At 67.9% G+C, this 23,752-nt stretch carries 23 protein-coding genes; 11 read left to right on the plus strand and 12 right to left on the minus strand.

From position 1 onward, the window contains the following. Positions 1 to 128 precede the first annotated feature (128 nt). Both ACGLHS_RS18370 and dkgB read left to right on the plus strand, forming a co-directional pair. A complete protein-coding gene (locus ACGLHS_RS18370; RefSeq protein WP_394481957.1) occupies positions 129 to 1,331 on the plus strand; it encodes an MFS transporter in 1,203 nt (400 codons plus the stop codon). Positions 1,332 to 1,416: 85 nt separating this feature from the next. After that, positions 1,417 to 2,235 carry a 2,5-didehydrogluconate reductase DkgB gene (dkgB, locus tag ACGLHS_RS18375; protein WP_394481959.1) on the plus strand — a complete coding sequence of 273 codons (819 nt, stop codon included), beginning with the start codon at positions 1,417 to 1,419 and terminating at the stop codon, positions 2,233 to 2,235. 224 nt (positions 2,236 to 2,459) lie between these two features. Here dkgB and ACGLHS_RS18380 read toward each other — a convergent pair whose 3' ends face one another. Beyond that, a complete protein-coding gene (locus ACGLHS_RS18380) occupies positions 2,460 to 2,837 on the minus strand; it encodes a hypothetical protein (RefSeq protein WP_394481961.1) in 378 nt (125 codons plus the stop codon). A 211-nt stretch (positions 2,838 to 3,048) separates the two neighbouring features. Here ACGLHS_RS18380 and ACGLHS_RS18385 point away from each other — a divergent pair, with 211 nt between their 5' ends. Continuing rightward, a complete protein-coding gene (locus tag ACGLHS_RS18385) occupies positions 3,049 to 3,471 on the plus strand; it encodes a PaaI family thioesterase (protein ID WP_394481963.1) in 423 nt (140 codons plus the stop codon). A 51-nt stretch (positions 3,472 to 3,522) separates the two neighbouring features. Here the strand turns inward: ACGLHS_RS18385 and ACGLHS_RS18390 are convergent, their stop codons facing one another. Beyond that, a complete protein-coding gene (locus ACGLHS_RS18390) occupies positions 3,523 to 4,440 on the minus strand; it encodes a protein NO VEIN domain-containing protein (RefSeq protein ID WP_394481965.1) in 918 nt (305 codons plus the stop codon). Positions 4,441 to 4,613: 173 nt separating this feature from the next. Between ACGLHS_RS18390 and ACGLHS_RS18395 the strand changes: the two genes are divergently transcribed. Continuing rightward, on the plus strand, positions 4,614 to 5,057 hold the full coding sequence (locus ACGLHS_RS18395; RefSeq protein ID WP_394481967.1) for a DUF4124 domain-containing protein: 444 nt from the start codon (positions 4,614 to 4,616) through the stop codon (positions 5,055 to 5,057). A gap of 111 nt (positions 5,058 to 5,168) precedes the next feature. Here the strand turns inward: ACGLHS_RS18395 and ACGLHS_RS18400 are convergent, their stop codons facing one another. Genes ACGLHS_RS18400 through ACGLHS_RS18420 form a run of 5 tightly spaced genes read right to left on the minus strand, consistent with a single transcriptional unit; the run spans position 5,169 to position 9,887 of the window. Next, the gene (locus tag ACGLHS_RS18400) at positions 5,169 to 5,663 is read right to left on the minus strand and encodes a nucleoside deaminase (RefSeq protein WP_394481969.1); all 495 of its coding nucleotides are present in this window, start codon (positions 5,661 to 5,663) and stop codon (positions 5,169 to 5,171) included. A gap of 4 nt (positions 5,664 to 5,667) precedes the next feature. Continuing rightward, complete coding sequence (locus ACGLHS_RS18405) at positions 5,668 to 6,975, minus strand: cyanate transporter (RefSeq protein WP_394481971.1); 1,308 nt, start codon at positions 6,973 to 6,975, stop codon at positions 5,668 to 5,670. Next, a complete protein-coding gene (locus ACGLHS_RS18410; RefSeq protein ID WP_394481973.1) occupies positions 6,972 to 8,174 on the minus strand; it encodes an amidohydrolase family protein in 1,203 nt (400 codons plus the stop codon). Before ACGLHS_RS18410 ends, ACGLHS_RS18405 begins: the two co-directional genes overlap by 4 nt. A gap of 28 nt (positions 8,175 to 8,202) precedes the next feature. Next, positions 8,203 to 9,678 (minus strand): sodium:solute symporter, encoded by a 1,476-nt coding sequence (locus tag ACGLHS_RS18415; RefSeq protein ID WP_394481975.1) that lies wholly within the window; start codon positions 9,676 to 9,678, stop codon positions 8,203 to 8,205. Then, positions 9,675 to 9,887: a DUF3311 domain-containing protein gene (locus tag ACGLHS_RS18420; protein WP_093244801.1), complete on the minus strand. Its 213-nt coding sequence runs from the start codon at positions 9,885 to 9,887 to the stop codon at positions 9,675 to 9,677. Before ACGLHS_RS18420 ends, ACGLHS_RS18415 begins: the two co-directional genes overlap by 4 nt. 222 nt (positions 9,888 to 10,109) lie before the next feature. On the opposite strand from ACGLHS_RS18420, the gene ACGLHS_RS18425 reads away from it, so the two are divergent. The 3 genes from ACGLHS_RS18425 to ACGLHS_RS18435 all read left to right on the plus strand — a co-directional run bounded on the left by ACGLHS_RS18425 (position 10,110) and on the right by ACGLHS_RS18435 (position 13,449). Beyond that, positions 10,110 to 10,895, plus strand: coding sequence for a GntR family transcriptional regulator (locus ACGLHS_RS18425; RefSeq protein WP_394481978.1), 786 nt, complete (start codon positions 10,110 to 10,112; stop codon positions 10,893 to 10,895). Between the two features lie 64 nt (positions 10,896 to 10,959). After that, positions 10,960 to 11,874, plus strand: a complete 915-nt coding sequence (locus ACGLHS_RS18430; RefSeq protein ID WP_394481980.1) for a DMT family transporter — start codon at positions 10,960 to 10,962, stop codon at positions 11,872 to 11,874. Between the two features lie 183 nt (positions 11,875 to 12,057). Next, complete coding sequence (locus ACGLHS_RS18435) at positions 12,058 to 13,449, plus strand: hypothetical protein (RefSeq protein ID WP_394481982.1); 1,392 nt, start codon at positions 12,058 to 12,060, stop codon at positions 13,447 to 13,449. Positions 13,450 to 13,456: 7 nt separating this feature from the next. Here ACGLHS_RS18435 and ACGLHS_RS18440 read toward each other — a convergent pair whose 3' ends face one another. Further along, positions 13,457 to 14,911 carry an MFS transporter gene (locus ACGLHS_RS18440; RefSeq protein WP_394481984.1) on the minus strand — a complete coding sequence of 485 codons (1,455 nt, stop codon included), beginning with the start codon at positions 14,909 to 14,911 and terminating at the stop codon, positions 13,457 to 13,459. Between the two features lie 137 nt (positions 14,912 to 15,048). Here ACGLHS_RS18440 and ACGLHS_RS18445 point away from each other — a divergent pair, with 137 nt between their 5' ends. Then, entirely contained in the window at positions 15,049 to 15,879 is an 831-nt protein-coding gene (locus ACGLHS_RS18445; protein WP_394481986.1) for a TorF family putative porin, read from the plus strand. A gap of 34 nt (positions 15,880 to 15,913) precedes the next feature. Here ACGLHS_RS18445 and ACGLHS_RS18450 read toward each other — a convergent pair whose 3' ends face one another. Continuing rightward, on the minus strand, positions 15,914 to 16,915 hold the full coding sequence (locus ACGLHS_RS18450) for a Bug family tripartite tricarboxylate transporter substrate binding protein (protein ID WP_394481988.1): 1,002 nt from the start codon (positions 16,913 to 16,915) through the stop codon (positions 15,914 to 15,916). A 119-nt stretch (positions 16,916 to 17,034) separates the two neighbouring features. Between ACGLHS_RS18450 and ACGLHS_RS18455 the strand changes: the two genes are divergently transcribed. The 3 genes from ACGLHS_RS18455 (at position 17,035) to ACGLHS_RS18465 (ending at position 20,119) form a co-directional block, all read left to right on the plus strand. Next, on the plus strand, positions 17,035 to 18,720 hold the full coding sequence (locus tag ACGLHS_RS18455) for an MBL fold metallo-hydrolase (protein ID WP_394481990.1): 1,686 nt from the start codon (positions 17,035 to 17,037) through the stop codon (positions 18,718 to 18,720). Continuing rightward, positions 18,717 to 19,448, plus strand: a complete 732-nt coding sequence (locus ACGLHS_RS18460) for an RNA pseudouridine synthase (protein ID WP_394481992.1) — start codon at positions 18,717 to 18,719, stop codon at positions 19,446 to 19,448. Before ACGLHS_RS18455 ends, ACGLHS_RS18460 begins: the two co-directional genes overlap by 4 nt. Before the next feature lie 122 nt (positions 19,449 to 19,570). Then, on the plus strand, positions 19,571 to 20,119 hold the full coding sequence (locus ACGLHS_RS18465; protein ID WP_093244779.1) for a hypothetical protein: 549 nt from the start codon (positions 19,571 to 19,573) through the stop codon (positions 20,117 to 20,119). Here the strand turns inward: ACGLHS_RS18465 and ACGLHS_RS18470 are convergent. Genes ACGLHS_RS18470 through ACGLHS_RS18480 form a run of 3 tightly spaced genes read right to left on the minus strand, consistent with a single transcriptional unit; the run spans position 20,109 to position 23,751 of the window. Then, the gene (locus tag ACGLHS_RS18470) at positions 20,109 to 21,329 is read right to left on the minus strand and encodes a multidrug effflux MFS transporter (protein WP_394481995.1); all 1,221 of its coding nucleotides are present in this window, start codon (positions 21,327 to 21,329) and stop codon (positions 20,109 to 20,111) included. The genes ACGLHS_RS18465 and ACGLHS_RS18470 overlap by 11 nt on opposite strands. Then, positions 21,326 to 22,807: an efflux transporter outer membrane subunit gene (locus ACGLHS_RS18475; RefSeq protein ID WP_394481997.1), complete on the minus strand. Its 1,482-nt coding sequence runs from the start codon at positions 22,805 to 22,807 to the stop codon at positions 21,326 to 21,328. The genes ACGLHS_RS18470 and ACGLHS_RS18475 overlap by 4 nt, the downstream gene beginning before the upstream one ends. Continuing rightward, positions 22,804 to 23,751: an efflux RND transporter periplasmic adaptor subunit gene (locus tag ACGLHS_RS18480; protein ID WP_394481999.1), complete on the minus strand. Its 948-nt coding sequence runs from the start codon at positions 23,749 to 23,751 to the stop codon at positions 22,804 to 22,806. Before ACGLHS_RS18480 ends, ACGLHS_RS18475 begins: the two co-directional genes overlap by 4 nt. Position 23,752 lies beyond the last annotated feature (1 nt).

The following is a 23,752-nucleotide window of genomic DNA, read 5'->3' on the forward strand; positions in this document are numbered from 1 at the left end:
CACGCCCGAAATGCCCGATCCGGGATTGAACGTTATTGACTTCATAGCAACTATCTTCTGCCCCAACCCCCATTTATTCGCAAAGGTATCCGCAAGACACTCCTCTACATCCAAGAAGGAGTGCTCTCATGCCAATCGCCTTGCTCGCGCTGACCCTCAGCGCCTTCGCCATCGGGACGACCGAGTTCGTCATCGTTGGCCTCATCCCCACGGTCGCTGCTGACCTGGGCATCGGCCTGCCCTCGGCGGGCCTTCTCGTCAGCCTCTACGCGCTGGGCGTCGCCATCGGCGCGCCGGTGCTCACCGCCCTCACGGGCAAGCTGCCGCGCAAGGCGCTGCTGCTCGGGCTCATGGCCCTCTTCACGGTCGGCAATCTGCTGGCGTGGAAGGCGCCGAGCTATGAATCGCTGGTAGCGGCGCGCATCCTCACGGGGCTGGCGCACGGCGTGTTCTTCTCGATCGGCTCGACCATCGCCACTGGCCTCGTGCCGAAGGAAAAGGCCGCGAGCGCCATCGCGATCATGTTCACCGGGCTCACGGTGGCGCTGGTCACGGGCGTGCCGCTGGGCACGTTCATCGGGCAGCATTTCGGCTGGCGCGAGACTTTCCTGGCTGTGTCGGCGCTGGGCGTCGTCGCCTTCATCGGCAGCTGGATCTTTGTGCCCGGCAACATCCGCCACACGCCGCCGGCCTCGCTGGCGCAGCAAGCCAAGGTACTGGCCGAGCCGCGCCTGTTGCTGGTGTATGCGAAGACGGCCATCGGCTATGGCGGCTCGTTCATTCCGTTCACGTTTCTTGCGCCGATCCTCACCGACGTGTCGGGCTTCAGCGCCGGCGCGGTGGGCTGGGTGATGCTGGTGTACGGCGTGTCGGTGGCGGTGGGCAACATCTGGGGCGGTAAGCTGGCCGACCGCATGGGCCCGATTCCGGCGCTGAAGATCATCTTCGCGTTGCTGGCTGCGGTGCTGCTGGTGTTCAACTTCGCGGCGCCGCACAAGTGGCTGGCGCTGCTGGCGGTGCTGATATGGGGCGCGGTGGCGTTCGGCAACGTGCCGGGGCTGCAGGTGTATGTGGTGAAGCAGGCCGAACGCTTCACGCCGCAGGCGGTGGACGTGGCCTCGGGCCTGAACATCGCGGCGTTCAACCTGGGCATTGCCGGCGCGGCCTGGGCCGGTGGGCTGATCGTGACGCACCTTGGCCTGATGCACACGCCGTGGATTGGCGCACTGGTAGTGCTGGTGTCGCTGGCGCTCACGCAGTGGAGCGGCACGCTCGACCGGCGTGCGGGCATTCCGGTGCGCGCTTCGGGGCCGGTGCCTGTGGGGCACTGAGCGGGTTTCGCTGCGGGCCTCTTCCCCTCCCCTTCATTCATCTTATTTTTTCTTCTTCTCTGAACGCACAAGGACAACGCACACCATGAACACGAACAACAAAACCATTCCCGCCTTCGGCCTCGGCACCTTTCGCCTGAAGGGCCAGGTGGTGATCGACTCGGTCAAGAACGGCCTCGACGTGGGCTACCGCGCGATCGACACGGCGCAGATCTACGGCAACGAAGCCGAGGTGGGCCAGGCGATTGCCGAAAGCGGCGTGGCCCGCGACAACCTCTTCATCACCACCAAGATCTGGACGGACAACTACGCCAAAGCCAAGCTGGTGCCGAGCCTGAAAGACAGCCTCGCGAAGCTGCGCACAGACCATGTCGACCTGACGCTGATCCATTGGCCTTCGCCCGGCAACGCGGTGCCGGTGGCCGAGTTCATGGGCGCACTGGCCGAGGCCAAGGCGCTGGGGCTCACGAAGCAGATCGGCGTGTCGAACTTCAACATCGCGCTGATGAAGGAAGCCATTGCGGCGGTGGGCGCGAAAGAGATCGCGACCAACCAGATCGAGCTGCACCCGTACCTGCAGAACCGCAAGGTTGCCGAGTTTGCGAAGAGCCAGGGCATCCACATCACCTCGTACATGACGCTGGCCTACGGCAAAGTGATTGCCGACCCGGTGATTGAGGCGATTGCGAAGGCGCACAACGCCACGACCGCGCAAGTCACGCTGGCGTGGGCGATGCAGTTGGGCTACGCAGTGATTCCTTCTTCGACGAAGCGCGCGAACCTTGAAGGCAATCTGAAGGCGCAGCAACTGAAGCTGACGGATGCGGAGATGGCGCAGATGGCGGCGCTCGACCGCAATGAGCGGCTGACGGACCCGGAAGGCCTGTCGCCGGCTTGGGACTGATCTGATCGGCTGGCAATGCGAGTCGCGCGATGCGGCTCTGCCTTGCTCCCTCTCCCCTTGGGGAGAGAGTTGGGGTCAGGGTCGGCGGCGTTGATAAGGAGCGGTGCGTCTGTTGGTGCCGCCGGCCCTCACCCTAGCCCTCTCCCCGAGGGGAGAGGGGACAGTTGCTGGGGCGCTCGTGGCTTACGTGCCCCTTCTGCCCCTTGCTTGTTCTTTGCTTTTTCCTATTCAGCAACCACCGGCCCGGCCTTCTTCGGCACGGTGATCGCGGCGGGCTTCAGCAGCGTATTCAGCGCATCGCACTCCAACTGCAACTCGACTGCGACCTTCTCCGGCGCCTCTTTCAACTCCGCAATATCACGCTCGCCGACGCAGTGGCCATCGAGGCGCACGTAGATGCGTTTGAAGTTGCCGCCGAGCGCCTTCGCTACGTCGCGCAGGCAATCAGTGAGTGTGGCAAAGCCGCTGTCCTGGTAAGAGCTGGGCGGTATCACGCCCTTCGAGCGCGGCGCGCGCACGGCGTAGGCGAACGACACGCCTTCTGCCCGAAGCTCCACGACGGGCTGCAGGCTGCGTTGTTGGGCTTGCCCATTGCTTTCCATGGCCGCAGTGTACGTTCGGCGATGCGATTTACCGAGCGCAGCAGAGGTAGTTTTCCCGCAGAAAACGAGGCTTGTTAATGACCGCTGGGAAAGTGGCAAGCAGACGCAGGACCACCATGAGTGCCACGGTTTTCATGCGGCGCGCGCGATGGTAGAAGCATAGGTCTGCGGTACGCACTTCCCCATCTACTTCACGCCCCACACGCCCCTCATGAGCGACATGCACCAACGAATCTCGGACAGCTTCAATTCACAAGGGCTGATGGCCACCCTCGGCGCCAGGCTCGCGCTGGTGGCTGATGGCGAGGTCCACATCGAACTGCCGTACGCCCGCGGCCTTTCGCAGCAGAACGGATTCGTGCATGCGGGCGCGGTGACGAGCGTGGTCGACAGCGCCTGCGGCTATGCAGCGCTGACGAAGGCGCCCGCGGAGTTCGACGTGGTGACAGCGGAGTTCAAGATCAACTTCATGCGGCCCGCCCTGGGCGAGCGCTTCCTGGCCGTCGGGCGCGTGCAGAGTTCGGGCAAGCTGCTCTCGGTCTGCACGGGCGAGGTGCGGGCGTTTTCTGGAAGCGGAGCCGACTACAAGGTGGTCGCGATGATGCAGGCGACCATCGTGAACGTGCGGCGCTGAAACCGACGGGCATTGCCGGCAGGCAATGCCGTCCGCCCACGTACCTGCTACTTACCCCAGCGACTGGAAGCCAGGCGCCTGGGACATCTCCGAAGGCTTGTAGATCTTGTGCTGCGCCGTGGGGCCGCCCGCATCGCTGACCACCAGCAAGCGCCACAGCGGCTCGCGCGCCGAGCACGCGCTTTCTTCGCTCGAGAGCTGAAAGCCGGGCGTTGCGTTGGACGTGCCCTTCACGGTGATCTTGAGCAGCGTCGCGCCCTTGGCGTTCGACACCTCGATGTCGTAGCCGATGTTCTGGCCGGTCAGGTCTTCGGCCTTGTAGCCATAGCCCCGGAAGTGGCGCAGCACGTAGTCCATCGCAGCGGCCTGCACTTCTTCGGGCGAAGACTGCACGGGCACCGCGGCGGCCGGTTCTTCTGCCTGCGGAACGCCACCGCGTGCCTTGGCGGCCTGCACTTCCGCCTCGTCTGGCACCCAGCCGCGCGGGCCGCGAACGAGCACCGCGAGCTTCTGTTCGGGCTCCCAGGTGGCCACGTGCCATTCGTCGTCGTCGCGCACGCGCGTGGACACCTTGGCGCCCTTGTTGATCTCAAGCTCGGCGATGGCGACGCGGTTGGTCTGCAGCACGGCGCGAAAGCCCTGCCCTGCGTCGAAGGTGCGCTTGAGCAGCGCCAGGCGGTCCTTGGCGCGCTGGACCTGGTTGGGCGCGCGGGTGCCGCCGCCTGCGCGGTGTTGCGTGTCGAGCGATTCGAGGCAGAACCAGCGCCGGCCGGCACCCAGGTTCACATGCTCGGCCCAGATGGTGGCGATGACGTTGTCGCCGGTGGCGAGCCAGGCGTGGTCGAACGGTTTGTCGCGCGCGTCGAACACCCCCATCTTGGCGACGATTTCGACTGGCGTGAGGCGCGGGCCTGACAGTCGCATCTCATCGATCACAGCGAGCACGTGGGGGTCGACTTCCTTGTCCATTCCTTGGGATTTCTAGCGAGTTTGAGGGGGGTGGAAGTATGCCGCATCGGCCCTTCTTCGGCCTGCTGCAAGGGCAAGCCGCCATGTGGTGCGAGCGGTCGGGCATGTGGCAGGATGCGGCCGGGCGGACCTCTTCGTCTTCGCAGCGGTTGATATTCAAACAGCCTTCAAGCATGCAACGTTCAAATTCCGGTTGGCAGGTGTTCGGCAGCATGCTTGCGGCCGCGCTTTTTCCATCGATGGGCCATGCGGACATCTACAAGTGGGTCGACGCCAACGGCCAGACGCACTACTCGCAGCGCAAGGCCGATGCGGGGGATGCCCGAACGGTGGAGTTGAAGGTGCCTCCGCCGCCGGATGCGCCACCGGCATCGCCGCCCTCCACCGAGCTTTGGCGCAACACGCGGCCGCAGGTGACCCGGCCGCAACCGCTGTCAGCCAACAGGCCACCCAGGGCACTGTCCGACGGCAGGGACCACGGCACGGATGCGTCGCGATGCGCACTCGCGCGCGATGTTCTGAGTGGCGCCGTGCGGCACCGCAACGGCAAGCCGACCGACACCTACGACCGCGAAGTCGCGCAGAACGACATCAAGTCTTTCTGCAATCCGAGGTAGGCAGCACGCATCGCTTGGTGACACGGCCGGTGGATGCGGCAACCACGCCGGCAGGCTCGTCACCTGCCGTGGCGGCAGGAAGGCGCTCAAGACACCGACGTAATTGACTTCTTACGCGGCCCGGCGCGGCGCGGCCCAGTCCGAAAGAATCTGCACGGCCTCGCTGGCCAGCTTCTGTTCTGCGGGCTGCTTGCGTTTTTCGAGCGTCGCGCCCGCTTCGAGCCGCAGCGCCTCGACATCGATCGGATGTCGCGCCGCGACGCTCACGCCCTCGAATGCCTCGCCAGACTGCGCGAGCGTGGCCGCGTAGTAGAGCTTGCCGATGCCCGCGATGTGCATGGCGGCCACGCACATGGCACAGGGTTCGCACGAGGTGTACAGCTCGCAGCCCGACAGGTCGACGGTGCCGAGCTTGCGGCAGGCATCGCGGATGGCCTCGACCTCGCCGTGCGAGGTGGGGTCGTGATGCGCCACCGAATGGTTGAAGCCTTCGCCGACGATCGCGCCGTCTTTCACGACGACGGCACCGAAGGGCTCCGTGCCGTGCACCTGCAGCGCCTGGGCGGACAGCGCGAGCGCGCGTTGCATGAATTCCTGTTGGTACATGGGGTCAGACCTTTCTTGCGTTGTCGAGCACGGGGCGCACGGCGGTGGCGGCAACTGCGGACGATGCAGGCTGCGAGTCGAACAGCCCGGCGGTAGACGCGGTGTAGCGCCGTGGATCGAAGCGCAGCATCAACGGCAGCAGCACGACGACCACGGCCGCGAGATACGCCCATGCATGGGTAAAGCCGCCGGTCTGCTCGCGCACCCAGCCGGTGACGAAGGGCGCGAGCGCCGCGATCATGAAGCCCACGCCCTGCATGAAGCCCGCCAGCGCGCCGGCCTGCGCCGGGTCGGGCAGGTGGTCGAGCGCCAGCACCATGCACAGCGCGAAGGCGCCACCAAGGCCGAAGCCGAGCGTGACCGCCACGCCCGCCGCCGGCACGGGCAAGTCGAGCATCAGCGCCACGAAGCCCGCGAACTGCGCCACCAGCGTGAGCACGAGCCAGGGCCGCAGGTCGCGCCCTCGACTGCGTGCCAGCGCGGGCATGGCGAGCGCGGCGACGACCTGCGCCGCCGTCATCAGCGCGAGCACCGAGCCGCCCTCTTGCGCGGTCCATCCGCGTTGTGCGTAGAAGTGCGGCAGCCACGCGACGAGGCTGGTGTAGCCGCCATTGATGAGACCGAAGCACAGCGCGAGCAGCCATGCGCGCGGGCTGCGAAAGCAGCGTTGCCACGAGAGGTTCTGGCGTGGCGTCGCCGTTGTTGAAGTTGTCGTTGCCATGCCCGGCACCACGCGCCGCATGCCCAGCCACGACAGCAGCGCCACCGCGGCCAGCACGGCCCACATCGCCAGCCCCGCATGCCAGTCGGCCTGCGCGCCGCCGAGCACATGCGCGACCCACGGGCTGGCCATGGCACCCAGCCCGCCGCCGCCCATGATGGCGGCCGAGTACAGCCCCGTCATCACGCCGATGCGTGCCGGGTACGCCTGCTTGACCACGCCCGGCATCAGCGCCTGCACGAGCCCGACGCCGGCGCCCGCAAGCGCCGCGCTCCACAGCAGGGCCGCCGCGCCGCCCGCCACGTAGCGGCTCGCGCAGGCGAAGGCGATGGCACCAAGGCCGAGCGCGATGCCGCCGCGCGCGCCGATGCGCTGCCCCACGGCCGCGCCGAACAGAGACATCGCGCCCATCGCGAACATCGGCAGCACGGTGAGCAGCGCCACCGCATGAAAGCCGATGCCCGTTGCGAGGCGGATGGGTTCGAGCAAGGGGCTGCTCGACGTGAGAAAGGCGCGCAGGTTCAGCGCGACCAGCACGATCACGAAGGCGAAGGCCACGCCGCCTTGATGGCGGCTGCGCACTGTCGTCACAAGGCGGCCACGTCGGCCTGCAGCACGCCCTGGCGCGCCGCGATGCGGCCACCCGCCACCACCAGTTGCCGAACGGGCCGCGAGACCACGGCCTGCGCGGGCGTCTGCGCATCGACCAGCACGAGGTCGGCCCGGCAACCCACTTCAAGTCCGTAGGCATCGAAGCCGCAGCCGCGCGCGCCGGCGTGCGTGACGGTGTCGAGCGCCACTTCGATCTCATCGTCGCGGCGCAGGTTGTAGCGCATGCCGATGATCATGGCGCGCTCGAGCATGTCGGGGTTGCCGTACGGCGACCACGTATCGCGAATGCCGTCGTTGCCGCCGAGCACGGTCACGCCGGCCTGCCGGCACGCCATGAGCGGCGGCACCGTGCGCGAAGGCGGCGCGCTGGTGATGAGCACCACGCCGAGCTTGGCCATGCGCGCGAGCAGCACTTCGCGCTCGCGTTCGCTCACGTCGCCCAGGCAGAAGCCGTGGCTGATGGCCACCTGGCCATGCATGCCCAGCGCTTCGGTGCGCTGCAGGATCAGGTCGAGCGAGAACGCGCCCATGGCGCCGGGCTCGTGCAGGTGGATGTCGACGGGGCAGCGGTGCTTGCCGGCGATGGCGAACAGCATGTCGAGCGAGCGCACCGGGTCGCCGTCGATGGCGCAGGGGTCGAGCCCGCCCAGCACATCGGCGCCCTGCGCCATGGCCTGGTCGAGCAGCTCGAAGGTGCCCGGCCGCGTGAGCAGGCCCGACTGCGGGAACGCGACGATCTGGATCTGCTGCACATCGCGCAGCGTCTCGCGCGTGCGCAGGGTGCCTTCGAGGTGGCGCAGGCCGGCTTGCGTGTCGACGTCAACGTGCGTGCGCAGCCGCGTGGTGCCGAGCGCAAGAAAGGCCTTGGCCAGCACCAGCGATTGCGCGGCGGCGTCGTGCCCGCTCGCATGGCGGAAGGCGCGTTCGTTCTCGATCTTGTCGATGAGGTTCGCGCCGACTTCGTTGCGGTACCAGTCCATGCCCCACATCGTCTTGTCGAGGTGGGTGTGGCCTTCGACCAGGCCGGGCAGCAGCAAGGCGCCGGCGCCGTCTTCCACGGCGGCATCGGCGGGCGCGGGCAGCGCGGCACCGATGGCCGCGATGCGCCCGTCTTGCACCAGCACGTCGACCGGGGAAGCGCCCAGGGGGCGCACGTTGCGAATCAGGAGCGAAGGCATGAAGAAAGAGTCCGTTCGTTGAAGGGCATCAGGCCGGTTGTGCCGCGGTGGCTGGCGACACGGCGCGCCGCGTGAACAGCGCCACGATCACGAACACCAGCGCATTGGTCGCCAGTGCCACGAGCCCGATGTTGAGCGACTTGAAGACCACCGGCGCGGCCGGGAACAGCGTGCCCAGGTTGGAGCTGGTGGTCATCATGAAGGCCAGCACCGCGCCGCCCGCGAGGATGCCCGCGAAGGCCGAATGCTTGTTGCCGAAGGGCTTCTTCATCAGGCTGAACAGCAGCGAGGGCAAGAGCTGCGTGAGCAGGCTCGACGCGAAGATGGCGACCGACACGATGGTGGCGCCGCCGCGCAGCACGAAGTACACGGCCACCAGCGCAAACACCGGCAGCACGCCGCGCGCCACGCGCGACACCTGCTTGTCGGTCGCGTTGTGGGCAAAGCCTTCCTTGTAGACGTTCTTGCCGATCACCGTCGAAGCGGTCAGCAGGATCATCGAGCCCGGCACCAGCGCGGTGAGCACGCCCGTGCCGCCGATCACGCCGACGAACCACGGATCGAAGGTGTGCTTGACGAGGCCGAACAGCGCGAGGTCGACCTCGGCGCCCTTGAGGCCCGGCACCTGCAGGATGGCCGCGAAGCCGACCAGGAACAGGAAGGCGATGACCACCTGGTACAGCGGCATCAGGATGGTGTTGCGCCGCACGGCGCTGGCGCTCTTGGCCGCATACACCGAGGTCAGGTTGAACGGGTACAGGTAGTAGCCCAGCGCGGTCAGCAGGATGGTCGAGTTGTACCAGGTGAGGTTGAGCCCTTCCTTCGGAAAATCGAAGAAGGTGGGGTTGGCCGCATGGATGGCCGTGAACATCGGCGCAACGCCGCCGTAGTAGTGCCAGGGCAGGTAGATGCCGAGGAACACCGCGAGCGCCAGGATCAGCACGTCCTTCACGATGGCGATGCTGGCCGAGCCGTGGATGCCCGAGAACAGGATGTACGACACCATGACGACGGTGCCGATCCAGATCGCCACCTGCGGCGCGATGGAGCCGTACGAGGCCTCCGACACGATGATGCCGAGCCCGCGCAGCTGGATGGTAAGCAGCGCCACCATGCCCATGAGCGCGACGATCGACACCAGCACGCCGAGCGGGCGGCTGTTGTACTTGTGCGCGAAGAAGTCCGAGAACGACACCAGCTTGTGCGCAGTGGCGTAGCGCCAGATGGCCGGCAGCATCCAGAAGGCCATGAGGTAGGCCAGCCCGCCGTAGGCCAGGATGTAGAAAGCCGGCGAGCCCTTGCTGTACGACCAGCCGCTCGCGCCCAAAAAGGTGAAGGTGGAGAACGATTCGCCCGCCATCAGCAGGAACACCATGATGGCGCCCAGCCCGCGCCCGCCCAGCGCCCATTGCTCCAGGCTCATGGTGCGGCCGCGGCGCGCGAGCACCGCCAGGCCCAGCGCGCCGACGACGAAGAGCGCGATCACGCCCAGTGCGGCGTTCATCGCGCGTCTCCGGTGGCGGTGGGGGCATCGAGGTCGCCTTCGGCGCGGTCGATGAGCACCATGATCAGCGAGGTCAGCACCAGCCAGCTGACGTTCCACACCATCAGGAAGGGCATGCCGAGCACGAAGGTGGGCGCGATGGCCGAGAGCCACCCGCCGCTGAAGAAGGCGGCGACCGGCAGTGCGGCCAGCCATTTGACGGATTTCATCGGGAGCCTCGATTGGGGGTTGGTTTGAAATTCATGTTTGAAATTCGCTCTATTTTGGTTAACCATATACATTTATTTTGGTTAACCAAACGGCGCGAATGGTACGGAGCCGGGCGGGCCGCGTCAATCCGGGGGCTTTCCCTTAGGCGACGGGCCGCAGGCAATAATCCGGACGCCCCACGGCCCGAAAGCGCCCCAACGCCCTGTTCGCCCCGCCTGCCCATGCCCTCCGCCACCCGCCGCCCCCCCGCCACCGCCCCTGCCGCCAAGCCCGATGCGAACGTCGAAGCAGAAGACGACGCCAACGTCGACGAGCGCGTCTACGCGGCGGTGTCGAAGGCGCTGCTGAGCGGCAAGCTGCGCCCCGGCACGCCGCTGCGCGAGCGCGCGCTGGCCGAGGCGCTGGGCTGCACGCGCGGCGCGGTGCGCAAGGTGCTGGCGCGCCTGGGTTCCGAAAAGCGGCTGGTGCTGGAGCACAACCGCGGCGCCTTCGTGCCGAACCCCTCGATCGACGACATGCGCGGCATCTACCGCGCGCGCCGCATCGTGGAGGCGGGCCTCATCACCACGCTGTTCGGCCAGCTCGCGCGCGACCAGGTCGCCGCGCTGCGCAAACATGTGCAAGCCGAGCAGAAGGCCTTCAAGGAAGGCCGGCGCGAAGACGCGATACGGCTGGCCGGCGACTTTCATCTGCTGCTGGCGCAGATGGCGGGCAGCGACGAACTGCTCTCGTACATCCAGCGGCTGATCTCGAACACCGAGCTGTACAAGGCGCTCTACGACTCGGCCGAAGCCGCGAGCTGCGCGCCGCGCGAGCATGAGCAGATCATCGAGGCGCTGATGGGCAAGTCGCTCGATGCCGCGCTCGCGGTGGCGCTGGAGCACCTCGACGAACTGGAACAGCGCGTGATCGCCGGTGCGGCGGCCGAGCAGGAGGTGGACCTGGCGAGCCTGCTGAATGGCGGCGCCAACGGCCTGCGCGCGCACGATCACTCGCACGGCCACTGACTGCATCCACGCTTCGCTCCGGGCCGAAGTGTCGCCCGCACGGCCTCGCGATGATCGGTGCACCATGCACACACCCCTTCGCGCAACGCCAGGTCCGACCTCTTTTCAACCCGCCTTCGAATGGGCCCTGCTCGCGGTGCTCGCCACCTGCTGGGGCGCCTCGTACACCTTCATCAAGATCGGCGTCGCGACCATTCCGCCGGTCACGCTGATCGCGGCGCGCACGCTGATCGCCGGCACGCTGCTGCTCGCGGTGCTGCGCATGCGCGGCGTGAAGCTGCCGGCCGAGCCCGCGATGTGGGGCCGCTTCATGCTGCAGGCGTGCCTGAACAGCGTGTTGCCGTTCACGCTCATCGCGTGGGCCGAGCGCAGCGTGGACGCGGGCCTGGCGACCATCCTCAACTCGACCTCGCCGATCTTCATCTTCCTGCTGGGCCTGGGGATGGGCGGCGCGGAAAAGCCGACGCTGCGCCGGCTGTTCGGCGTCGGCGCGGGCCTGGCGGGCATCTGCCTGATCGTCGGCGTCGAGGCGCTGAACGGGCTGGGGCATTCGCTGCTGGCGCAGCTCGGGCTGGTGGCGGCGGCGGTCTGCTACGGCTGCGCCGCGATGTTCGGGCGCGTGTTCAAGGGGCTGGACCCGATGGTGCCGGCCGCCGGCTCGTTGCTGAGCGGTGCCGCGATGCTGCTGCCCGCGAGCATCGCCATCGACAGGCCCTGGACGCTGGCGCCTTCGGCCGCGTCGATGGGCGCGGTGCTGGCGCTCGCGGTGTTGTCGACCGCGCTCGCCTTCACCATCTACTTCCGGCTCATCAAGACGCTGGGGCCGATGTCGACCGCCGCGCAGGCGTACCTGCGCGTGCCCATCGGCGTGATGATCGGCGTGGTGTTCCTCGGCGAAGTGCTGGCGCCCACCGCGTGGCTGGGGCTGGCGTGCATCGTGGCGGGCGTGGTTGCGATGACGATGCCGGCGCGCCGCTGACCGGGCTTCGGCCCCAATGCAACCTCGTTGCATGTCCCTCCCGTGTCATGTGGCACAGATGTTGCGCAAGCGGCTTGCACTCGATGCACTTGTCCAACTATCAGGGAGTTCGCCTACATGGCTCATCAACACGAATCCGATTCGGGGAAATCGCCTGCGCAAGGAACGCGGCGCCGTTCACTCTTGAGGGCCGGGCTGGCCCTGCCGCTGGGGTCCACCGCCCTTCTGACGGCGTGCGGCGGTGGTGGCAATGGCGGTGGCTTCCAGGCACCCCTCGCCCCCGCAGCCACCGTGCCACAGCCCGCGCCAGAGGCCGCGATGGAGGCGGCACCGCCAGCCCCTGTGCCCGCGCCCGCACCTGTCGCGGTGCAAGCACCGCCCGTCGATGCACCACCGCCCAAGCCGGTGGAAAAGGCAGTGAAGAACGTGCGCGTTCTCAACCTGCAAACCCCGACGTACAGGCCACCTCTTAATCAACGGGCGGCGAACGAAGACATCAAGACCTACACGCAGCGCGCCTTGAAGGAGAAGTTCGATCTGCTTCGCGATGCACTGACCGCGGGCCTCCCAAAGAAGAGCGCCGAGTCCGATCTCTGCTACTTCGTGGTGCCAGAGTTTTTCTGGAATGTGAACTGGGACGCGGTGAAGAACGAAGCCGACATCAAGGTCTTCTCGAACACCTGCGTCACCGAAGTGCAGAAGCACGTGCGCGCACTGATCGCGCTCTTTCCGCAGGAGCAGTACGGCAAGCTGGCGTTGCTGCCGGGCACCGCGCAAGTGCTGATGAAGCAGATCGATGGCACCACGCCGGCCACTGCACCGGCCGGTGCGCCCGTTGCCGACAAGGACCTGCCGGGCTACGAGGCACTCAACTACGTGCTGGTGATCGACAACTTCAGCAAGCCCAACCCCGATGGCAGCCGACCGATCGCGATGTGGCCCAAGCGCAATGTGTCGGGGATCGACTTCGACACGTACAACAGAACCTCCGTCAGCAAGGCCGGGCGCGCTTACTGGAAAGTCCGGCTGAGTCCTGCGAAAGTCCTGCCGGCTTTCAACATCCTTGTTCAGCAGAAATCGACAACGACCGCCGCGTACTACGCGGACGGGAAGGAGTTCAAGGGCTTCGACAACGACCCGCTCGGCGGCGTGCCGTTCGGCGTGGACGTGTGCCTCGACTACGCGTCCGCATACACCGACAACGAGTACCTTCGGATGTCGCAGATCGAAGACACCAACTACCTCATCGACTTCTTGATCGCGTGCGGAATGACCGTTTCTCCCACGCACAAGTACCTGCCTTCGGTCCAGTACATCGTGAGGAACGATGGCATGGACCCTGGCTCCTGCGAAATCTACAAACTCGCCGCGCCGGAAACCGGCAAGCCTGATTTCACTGTCAGGCCCTTCAACGTGCCGATCCCTCAGACCGCGGTCGCTACCCTGAAGAACAGCACCCTCTTCGATTCGTACTTCGACATTCATCCGCTGTGGCAGTACCCCGCAACGGATATTCCCACTGAGACGCTGCCCTCTCCTTTCGCGCCTTCGCCTGCCGACCCTGGCAGCGCCTAGGCGGCGTCTAGGCAGGTGGCATCGGTGGCCGTCGCAGCAGCCGCCATGCCACGAGCAGCCCGGCCATCGCGAACACGGCACAGGCGATGAACGACGCCTGGTAGCCGCGATGGAGCGCGGGCACCGACTGCGCCGCGGCGAACGACACGGCCACGGTCGCCACGGCCGCGGCACCGAACGCACCACCCAGCTGGAACGCGGCCGTGTTGATGCCCGAGGCGAGCCCCGCCTCGCCCTTGCCCACGCCCGACAGCGCCGCGATCGACCCCGCCACGGCGCACGCACCGAGCCCCGCGCCGAAGATGAACAGGCCGAGGAAGATGTCGCCGAAGTAGGTGCCGTTCAGGCGGATGCGGCTGAGCAGCAGGCTCGCCGCGCCAAGCAGCAGCATCGCGGCCATGGCCACGCGGCGAAAGCCCACGCGCGTGACAAAACCCTGTCCGAAGGTCGAGCCGACCACCGCCATCACCGTGAGCACCGCCGTGCCCAGGCCGAACTGCAGCGCCGAATAGCCCAGCACCTTTTGTGCATAGAGCGACACCGTGGTGCCCACGCCCCACGCGGTCATGCCGAGCACGAGCATCAGCAGGTTGCCGCCCACCAGCGTGCGCGACCGGAAGATCGACAAGGGCACCAGCGGCGCGGCGGAGCGCGCCTCGATCAGCACGAACAGCGCAATCAACGCCACGGCACCCGCGAACACGCCCAGCGTTTGTGCACCGAGCCAGCCGGCCGTCGGTGCCTCGACGAATGCGTACACCAGCAGCATCAGGCCGGCCGTGATGGTGAGCGCGCCGGCCGGGTCGTAGCGGCGCGGATGGGTCCGCTCGTCGGCGCGGCTTTCGCGCAGCAACATCGGACACAGCAAGATCACCGCGCCCGCCACCGGCACGTTGATGTAGAAGATCCACGGCCAGCCCAGCACATCGGCCAGCGGCCCGCCGACCAGCAGCGCCGACGTGGCGCCCACGCCGCCCATGCCCGACCAGATGCCCAGCGCCTTGTTGCGCTCCGAGCCTTCGGTGAAAGTGGTCATGAGGATCGACAGCGCCGAAGGCGACATCACCGCCGCCGCCGCGCCCTGCAGCACGCGCGCCACGATGAGCGCCCGTGGCGAGGCAGCAAGCCCGCAGCCCAGCGAGGCCACCAGGAACAGGCCGGTACCGAGCATGAACATGCGCCGCCGCCCCAGCAGGTCGGCCATGCGGCCGCCGAGCAGCAGCAGGCCGCCGAAGCTCAGCAGGTAGACGCTCATGACCCACTGCACATGGCCCGGCGAGAAGCCCAGCGCCCGCTCGATGGACGGCAGCGCCAGGATGACGATCTGCGAATCGAGGATGACCATGAAGTAGGCCGCGCACAGCACGGCCAGTGCTTTCCAGCGGCGTGGATCGGGCGCGTCGTGGACCAGCGTGGTGGTGGTCGGGCGCGCGGCGGAGGGTGAGGCGATGGAGGTGTTCATGCCTGGTAGTCGAACGGCGCATGCCCGGATCGACAGCGCCGATCAGAAATTTTGCGCCCGTACCTTCATTTTTTACGCGGCTTTTAGACCCGTCCTTCTACGCTGCCGGCTCCTCTATCCGTTAGCGATTTCTTTCAATGAAACACCTCCTTCGCATCGCCTTGCCGGTGCTCGTTCTCCCCACCCTCGCCGCCCTGCCGATGCTGGCGAACGCACAGCTCACGGGCAACGTGGCGCTGACCACCGACTACAAGTTTCGCGGCCAGGACCAGGACATGCTGGGCAAGAACGACTACGCCAAGACCCGGGGCTTCAAGCCCGCCATCCAGGGCGGCTTCGACTACGCCTTCGGCGAGAGCGGCTTCTACGTGGGCAACTGGAATTCGAGCGTCAACTGGCTCAAGGGCAACAGCCTCGAGAGCGACATCTACGGCGGCTACAAGTTCAAGGCCGGCCCGCTCGACATGGACGTGGGCGCGCTCACGTACCTCTATCCGGGCAACTCGGCGGGCAACACGACGGAGCTGTACGGCAGCGCGAGCTACACCGACGAGACGATCGGCTCGTTCACACTGAAGTACTCGCACACGGTCTCGAAGGACTACTTCAATCTTGCGGGCAACAAGGGCGGCTCGGGCCTGAAGGGCACCAACACCGGCTACCTGAACCTGGCCTACAGCAAGGAGATCTTTCCCAAGGTCACGCTGAAGGCGGCGGTGGGCTACACGAACATGTCGAGCGACATCCGCCGCCTGGGCTACAAGAGCTATGTCGACTACAACATCGGCGCTTCGTACGACTTCGGCAATGGCCTGTCGCTGGCCGGTTCGGTGCAGGGCGCGAACAAGCAGAACGCGTATGCGGCCGTGTCCAACCCAGGCTACGACCTGGGCTTCGGCACCTTCGGCAAGCAGACCTACTCGCCGAACAAGGCGCGCTTCATCCTCACGCTGACCAAGGCGCTGTAGCGCTCTGGCCCGCGGAGGCCGGCATCGGTGGCCGTCAGTCGATGCTGATGTTCGCGGCCTTCGCCACCTCGGCCCACTTCACGCGGTTGGCGTGCACGGTCTTCTTGAACTGCGCGGGCGACTCGATGCGCACGGTGTTGCCCTGGCTCTCGAAGCGCTCGCGGATCTCGGGCTGCTCCAGCACCGCCTTCACGGCGGCGTTGAGTTTGTCGACGATCTGCGGGTCGGTGCCCTTGGGCGCGAAGATGCCGAACCAGATCGAGCTGTCGAAACCCTTGGTGCCGGGCAGCCCGCTCGATGCGATGGTGGGCACCTCTTTCACGGCCGGCACCGGCGTGGCGGTGGTCACGCCCAGCAGGCGCACCTTGCCGGCCTTGTAGTGCGGCAGCACCGTCTGCACCTGGTTCATGATGCAACAGGTCTCGCCGCGAACCACCGAGGTGATGGCCTCGGGGCCGCCCTTGTAGGGCACGTGGACCATGTCCAGCCCCAGGCGCGAATTGAACTCGGCAAAGGCCATGTGCGTGCCCGCGCCGTTGCCTGTAGACGCATAGTTGTACTTGCCCGGATGGGCCTTGACCAGCGCCACGAACTCCTTCAATGTCTTGACGTTGATGACGTCCGGATTGATGGTGAGCACGTTCGACACGTCGAGCACCGGCGCCACGGGAACGAAGTCGGCTTCGACATCGAAGGGCAGCTTTTTATAGAGCGCGGCGTTGCTGCCGTGCGTGGCCGCGGTGCCGAACGACAGCGTGTAGCCGTCGGGCCTGGCGTGCGCCACGTACTCGCTGGCGATGTTGCCGGCGGCACCCGACTTGTAGTCGATGATGACCGGCCGCCCCAGCTGCTTGGACAGCGGTTCCTGGATGGTGCGTGCGACCACGTCGACGCCCGAACCGGCGGGGAAACCCATGATCAATGTGACGGGTTGTTGCGGCCACTCGGGCTGGGCAAAGGCGGCGGGCGATGTGGCGACACACAACGCGACACCTGCCAGCCACAGGGCACGGAGCGAAAAGGGAGAATGGGCCATGTCTGTCTTTCTTCGAGGCGAGCAATGCGAGCGCGAATTGTGGCGCGCGGCTCATGCCCGAATCACTCTGAGCTTATGCCCGACACACGGGCGTGGCCACCGCTCTCCATAATCACCCCATGGTCCGTTCCACCCAACAACTCCACCCCGCACGCGAGCCCGCGCCCGTGCGCGCGGCAGCCACCATCCTGCTGCTGCGCGACACCCCCGCCGGCATCGAAGTGCTGATGACGCGCCGCTCGGCCACCGCCAGCTTTGCGCCGGGCGCATACGTATTTCCCGGCGGTCACATCGATGAAGCCGACGAGGCTGCCAAGCGCATCGCCACGCGCCGCCCCACCCAGAGCCGCGTGCAGCGCACGCAAGCCATTGCAGCGATCCGCGAGGCTTTTGAAGAACTCGGCATCCTGCTCGCGCACCATGCCGACGGCCGCCCGGTGAGCGCCGACGACATCGCCGCGATGGACCGCACCGACACCGCGGGCACCGCCTTTGCCGACCAGTGCGCGGCCCACGGCCTGGTGCTCGACTCCGACAAGGTGTTCACCTTCGCGCACTGGATCACCGACCGCGACCTGCCCAAGCGCTTCGACGTGCCCTTCCTCGTCGCGCGCATGCCCGAAGGCCAGACGCCCACGGCCGACGAGAGCGAGCAGTTCGAGCCCTGCTGGGTGCGTCCGGCCGATGCGCTCGCGCGCCACGACGCGGGCACGTTCTTCATGATCTTCCCGACCGTGCGCACGCTGCAGCGCATGGCCGCATATGCCACCGTCGACGCGGTGCTCGCGGCCTGCGCGAGCGGCGGCCCGGGTGGCGCGGGCGAAGGCCCGCTGTGGACCAGTTGCCCGCGCGCCGGCCTGCTCAAGGGCGAGGACGCGCGCTACATGGAAAGCGACTCGCCCTACGGCGAACTCGCGCTGGTGTGCCCCGACGGCCAGATCGCGCATGCGCTCGACTGGCAGAGCGAGCACCCCGTGCCGCTGCTCAAGAACGTGATGCGCCTGACCGCGCCCAACCCGAGCGCCATGACCGGCCCGGGCACCAACAGCTACATCGTCGGCGACGCGGCCACGGGCTACATCGTCATCGATCCGGGTCCGAACGACTTCGACCACATCGGCCGGCTGTGGCGCGCCACGCATGGCGACATCCGCATGATCGTGTGCACGCATTCGCATGCCGACCACTCGCCGGGCGCCGCGCCGCTGCAGGCGCTGTGCAAGGGCGCGAAGCCGCCGATCCTGGGGCTGTCGTCCGCACCGACCGCGCGCTCGTCCGCACGCTTCACCGCCGAGCGCGAACTGAAGGACGGCGAGCGCCTCGTGCTGTCGGGCAGCACCGCCGACGGCGAAGCCGTCACGCACACGCTGCGCGTGATTCACACGCCCGGCCATGCGGCCAACCACCTGTGCCTGGTGCTCGAAGAAGACGGCCTGCTGTTCTCCGGCGACCACATCCTGAACGGCAGCACCACCGTGGTCGATCCGCCGGACGGCGACATGAACGCGTACCTGGGCTCGCTCGACGCGCTCGACGCGGCCTGCGAAGCGGGTGGCATCGAATTCATCCTGCCCGCGCACGGCTACGTGATCGGCTTTGCCCGCACCGCCATCGCGATGCTGAAGGCGCACCGCCTCAAGCGCGAAGCCAAGATCGCCGCCGCCATGCAGAAACTGCCCGAGGGCACGCCCGAAGAGTGGTTGCCGCTCGCCTACGACGACGTGCCCGAGCGCATGTGGCCGGTGGCGGCCCGCTCGCTGGCCGCGCACGTAGCGCGCATCCGGCAACTGACTGCGCCCCGATGAACAACAGAAGCAACGACAACCCCTCTCCCGAAGACGAAGGCATCCGCCTCGCCAAGCGCGTGGCCGCGATGGCCGGCGTGTCGCGGCGCGAAGCCGAACTGCTGATCGAGAACGGCACGGTGCGCGTGGACGGCGTGCCCGCCCTGCTGCCGCAGTCGCGCGTGCAGCCGCACCAGAAAGTAGAGATCGAAGCCGGTGCCAAGCCCGAGCCGATCGTTCCCGTCACGCTGCTGCTGTACAAGCCGGCGGGCATGGCAACCGATGTGGCGCACCGCCTGCTGGTGGCCGCGAACCACCACGAGCCCGAACGCGCCGGCCAGCGTTTTCTGCCGGTGCACGCCAAGGGGCAGCACTGCATGACGCCGCTGGAAACCGGCGCGAGCGGGCTGGTGGTCTACACGCAAGAGTTCCGCATCGAACGCAAGCTGCAGGAAGACGCGGGCATCCTCGAACACGAAGTGATGGTCGACGTGGCCGGCGCCGTCAGCCCCGAGGTGCTGGCGCGGCTGGAGCGTTCGCCCGCGCGCGTGAGCATCGGCCGCCAGGCCGACGACCAGACCGGCCTGCGCTTTGCGCTCAAGGGTGCGCGGCCCGGGCAGATCGCCAACATCTGCGACACCGTGGACCTGCGCATCCTCGCGATGCGGCGCATCCGCATCGGTCGCGTGCCGCTGGCCGGGCTGCAGCCGGGCCAGTGGCGCTACCTGGCGCCGCACGAGCGCTTCTGACGCCAGGCAAAAACAAGACAACGACAGGAAGAGAACGAGGACGACACACGACGATGCACCGCATGTTCGCGGCCTGCAATTTTCAGCCAGCGGCCTCGTGCCGCCGACAGGGAGACTGAGCCATGAAGTTCGGAACACCGAGCGCTGCCCTTGCCTGCACCGTGCCCCTGGCACTGGTGGCGGGCTGCGCCTACCTCTCGCCCGCGGCGCCAGTGGATGCGCCGCCCGCACCGCCGCCACCGCCCGTGGTCTCGAAGGACGGGCTGGCGCCCATCACCGACGAACAGGTGGAACGCATCCGCGAAGCCATCTCCGGCAAGGCGCCCAGCCCGGCCGTGGGCAAGGTGGTGCGCAGCGCGTCGCCGACCATCGAGTCCTTCGTGCGGGCCGAGGGCTGCATCACCGCGCGCAACGGCGCGGTGCTCAACCCCTTCGCGGCGCCCGGCCGCCTGTTCGACGGCACGGGCTTCCAGGGCGGGCCGATGTCGGAGATGCAATACCACGACAAGACGGCCTGCGTGACCGTCAAACGCATCCAGAACTGGAAGATGGTCTCGCCGAAGCTGCTGCGCTTCGATGTGGTCTACGTGGGCGACGACGGCGAAGAACGCGCCATCAAGCGGCACGAGCTGATGCGCCAGCCCAAGGGCGGCTGGCTCTTTACGCGCTGAGTCTCGCGGCCGCCTCGCGCCGCTGCGTGCGCAGCGCCACGGCAAACGACAACTGCGCCACGATGCCGGCCCCGGCCAGCACGATGGCCGACGCCAGCGCGGGGTTGCGGTGGCCCATGCCGGCGAGCGCCGTGCAGAGCGCGCCCACCGCCATCTGCGTGAAGCCGTAAAGGCCCGAGGCCGAGCCGATGACCTGCGGATTGACGCTGATCGCCTGCGTCAGCGCGGCCGGCGAGGCCATGCCCGCGCCGACGGTGAAGAGGAACATGCAGCCGACGATCAGCGGCACCGAGAGATGGTCCGCCAGTGCCGCGCCGAGCAGCACGAAGGCCGCGGCCACGCTCAGCGCGTTCGAGCGGACCATCAGCCGGTCGACGCGCACGCGCGAGATCAGGTGGCTGGTGAGAAAGCTGCCGAGCCACACGCCCGACACAAGAATGGCGAGGTAGATGCCGGCTTCGTGCGCGGGGCGGTGCAGCTGGTCGACGAAGATGAAGGGTGCGGAAGCGATGAAGGCGTACATCGACGTGGTGGCGCAACCGCCGCCCACCGAGAAGCCGAGAAAGGCCGGCGAGGCCAGCAGCTTGCCGTAGTTGCGTGCCAGGTCCCTGGCCTTGACGGCCGTGCCGGGCGCGCCGGTTTCGGGCAGCAGGCGCCACGTGAAGAGAAAGCCGATGGCACCGAGCGCGAACAGCGCATAGAAGATCGAACGCCACCCGAGCGCGGTGGCGAGCGCGCCACCGATCAACGGTGCGAGGCTGGGGCCGATGGTCACCATCAGGTTCATCAGCGCAAGGCGCCGCGTGGCCTCTTGCGGCTCTGCGGTGTCGCGCACGATGCTGCGGCCCAGCACGAGGCCGGCGCAGCCGCCCATCGCCTGGAACAGCCGCGCGGTGATGAGCGCATGCACGTCGGGCGCGAGCGCCGCGACAAGCCCCGCAACGCAGTACAGGCCCAAGCCGCACAGCAGCACGGGCCGCCGCCCGAAGCGATCGGCCAGCGGTCCGTACACCAGTTGCCCCACCGCGAGGCCGAAGATGTAGAGGCTCACCGTCATCTGCATGGCGCCCATGCCGGCGCCCAGGTTCTTCGCGGCAATGGGCAGGGCCGGCACGAAGATGTGCATGGCCAGCGTGCCGCTGAAGGTGACCAGCGCGAGCAGCCACAGCGGCGCGTGCGGCCTGCGTGCAGGCGCGGCGGTCCCGGTCATTGCTTCGTGGTCGTCGATCCGGCGTCTTGCGCGAGGCGGGCCTTGCCCTCCTCGGGCTCCCAGCCGCCGCCGAGCGCCATGAACAGCACGACCTGGTCGTCGGCCAGTTGCGCCTCGCTGGCAGCGAGGGCGGCGTCGCTGGCGGCCAGCGAGCGTTCGGCATCGAGCGCATCGAGGTAGGCGGTGCGACCATTCTTGTAGAGCTGGCGGGCCTGCGCGGCCACCTTGGCGCTTTCGTCGCGCGAGGCCTGCAGCGCGGCGCGGCGGTCGAGTTCGCGGGCGTAGGTGCCGAGCGCGGTTTCGGTTTCGCGCAATGCGGTCAGCACGGTGCCGTCGAACTTGGCGAGGGCGGCGCGCGTGCCGGCCTCGGCCTGCGCGATGTGCGACTGGACGACGCCGGTGTTGGGAATGGTCCAGGAGATCAGCGGGCCCAGGCTCCATGCGAAGGCGTCCTTGCCACCGAAGTCGTTGGCATGGCCGACGGAAGAACCCGAGAGCCCCAGCGTCACCTTCGGATAGAGGTCGGCCGTGGCCACGCCGATGCGCGCGGTGGATGCGGCAAGGCTGCGCTCGGCCTGGCGGATGTCGGGGCGGCGACGCAGCAGCGCCGCGCCATCGCCCACCGGGAGCGTGCCGGCCACGCGCGGCGGCACGGTGCAGTCGGCCACCTCGCGCGGAAAGTCTTGCGGCAGTGCACCGGTCAGCGTGGCAAGGCGGTAGAGCGCGCCCTGCCGCTGGGCCTTCAGCGGCGGCAGGGCAGCATTCAGTTGCTGCAACTGCGCACGTGCGCGACCACCGTCGATGGCGCCGGCGCGGCCCGCGCGCTGCAGGCGGTCGGTGACGTTCACAGCGTCTTGTTGCAGCGCCACGGACTTCTGCGCGATCTGCAGACGCAGGCCAGTCGAGCAGGCTTCGGCGTAGGCGCGCGCAGTGCCGGCGGCCACGTTCACGCGCACGAGGTCGAGCGCGGCTTCGGCTGCCTCGGTGCTGGCAGCGGATGCCTCGATGGCACGGCGGATCTGGCCGAACAGATCGACCTGGTACGACAGCGAGGCCGCGACGCCGTAGTTGAAGGTGTTGGGCGGCTCGTAGCCCGGCTTGACCAGCGACAGGCCGGACACATGGCCATAGGACGGACCGCCGTTCACGCCCAGCGTGGGGTACTTGGCACCGGCCACTTCGTCGTCGATGGCGCGTTCGCGCTCGAGGTTCGCGACGGCCTGCCGCAGGTCGGTGTTGTGCGCGAGGGCCTGTGCCACCAGCCGGTCGAGCAGCGGGTCGTGGTACAGGCGCCACCAGTGCGCGGGCAGCGGCGCGGCGTTCACGGGGCCTTCGGCAAAGGGCCGTGCGGCGGCGCTCTGGCTGGCCAGCGCCTCGGGCGGCTGGCGATAGTCGGGGCCGACCGCCGCGCAGGCCGCGAGGCCGGCCGCGACGGCCAGCGACGCGATTCGGAAAGCGAAGCGGGGCATGGCGTTCATCCCTTCTGCGGTTCGGCCGCGGGTGCGGGCGTGGGAGCCGACGCGCTGCGTGCGGCCTTGTTCTCCAGCACCTGCACGGTCACGGTCTGGCCCGCGACCAGCCGCGCGCCTTGCGGCAGCGGGTCGAGCTTGATGCGCACCGGAATGCGCTGCGCAAGCCGCACCCAGTTGAAGGTCGGATTCACGCTGGGCAGCAGGTTGGCGCTGGTGGAGCGGTCGCGGTCGGCAATGCCGGCGGCCACGCTGTCGACCGCGCCTTCGATGACCGCGCCGCCGCCCATCGGCGTCACGCGCACGCGGTCGCCGAGGTGGATGCGCGGCAGCTTGGTTTCTTCGAAATAGCCTTCGACGTAGAACGACTTGGCATCGACCAGCGCGAGCACCGGATGCCCGGCGGCGGCGTAGCTGCCCTGGCGCAGGTCGAGGTTGGTGACGAGGCCGTCGGCCGGCGCGCGCACCTGGGCGCGCTGCAGGTTGAGGCGGGCTGAATCGAGCGCCACTTCGGCCTGCGCGACGGCGGCCTGCATCTGCTCGACGCGCGAGCGCGTCTGTTCGCGCGACTCTTTGGAGACCAGGTCGTCCAGGCCGGCGTTGCGGGCGTTCTCGCGCTGCACCTGCGCGCTCATGGCGCGCTGGGCCGCCAGCGCGGCCTGGGCCTGGCGCACGGCGAGGTCGTAGCGCGCGCGATCGACCTCGAACAGCAGCGTGCCGGCCGCGACCGGCTGGTTGTCCTGGATCGGCACGGCGGTGACGAGGCCCGAGACATCGGGCGCGATCTGGACCACGTTGGCGCGCACGCGGCCGTCGCGCGTCCACGGTGCGAGTTCGTAGTGGTCCCAGAGCCTGAAGCCGGCCCAGACGGCCGCGGCCACCACGACCACGGTAAGGGCGACCCGCCCGATGCGCTGTGCCCAGGGGTTGTCGGCAGAAGGACTGGTTTTCATG

This window comes from Variovorax sp. VaC1, assembly GCF_043658315.1.
In the GTDB taxonomy this organism is placed as follows: domain Bacteria; phylum Pseudomonadota; class Gammaproteobacteria; order Burkholderiales; family Burkholderiaceae_C; genus Variovorax.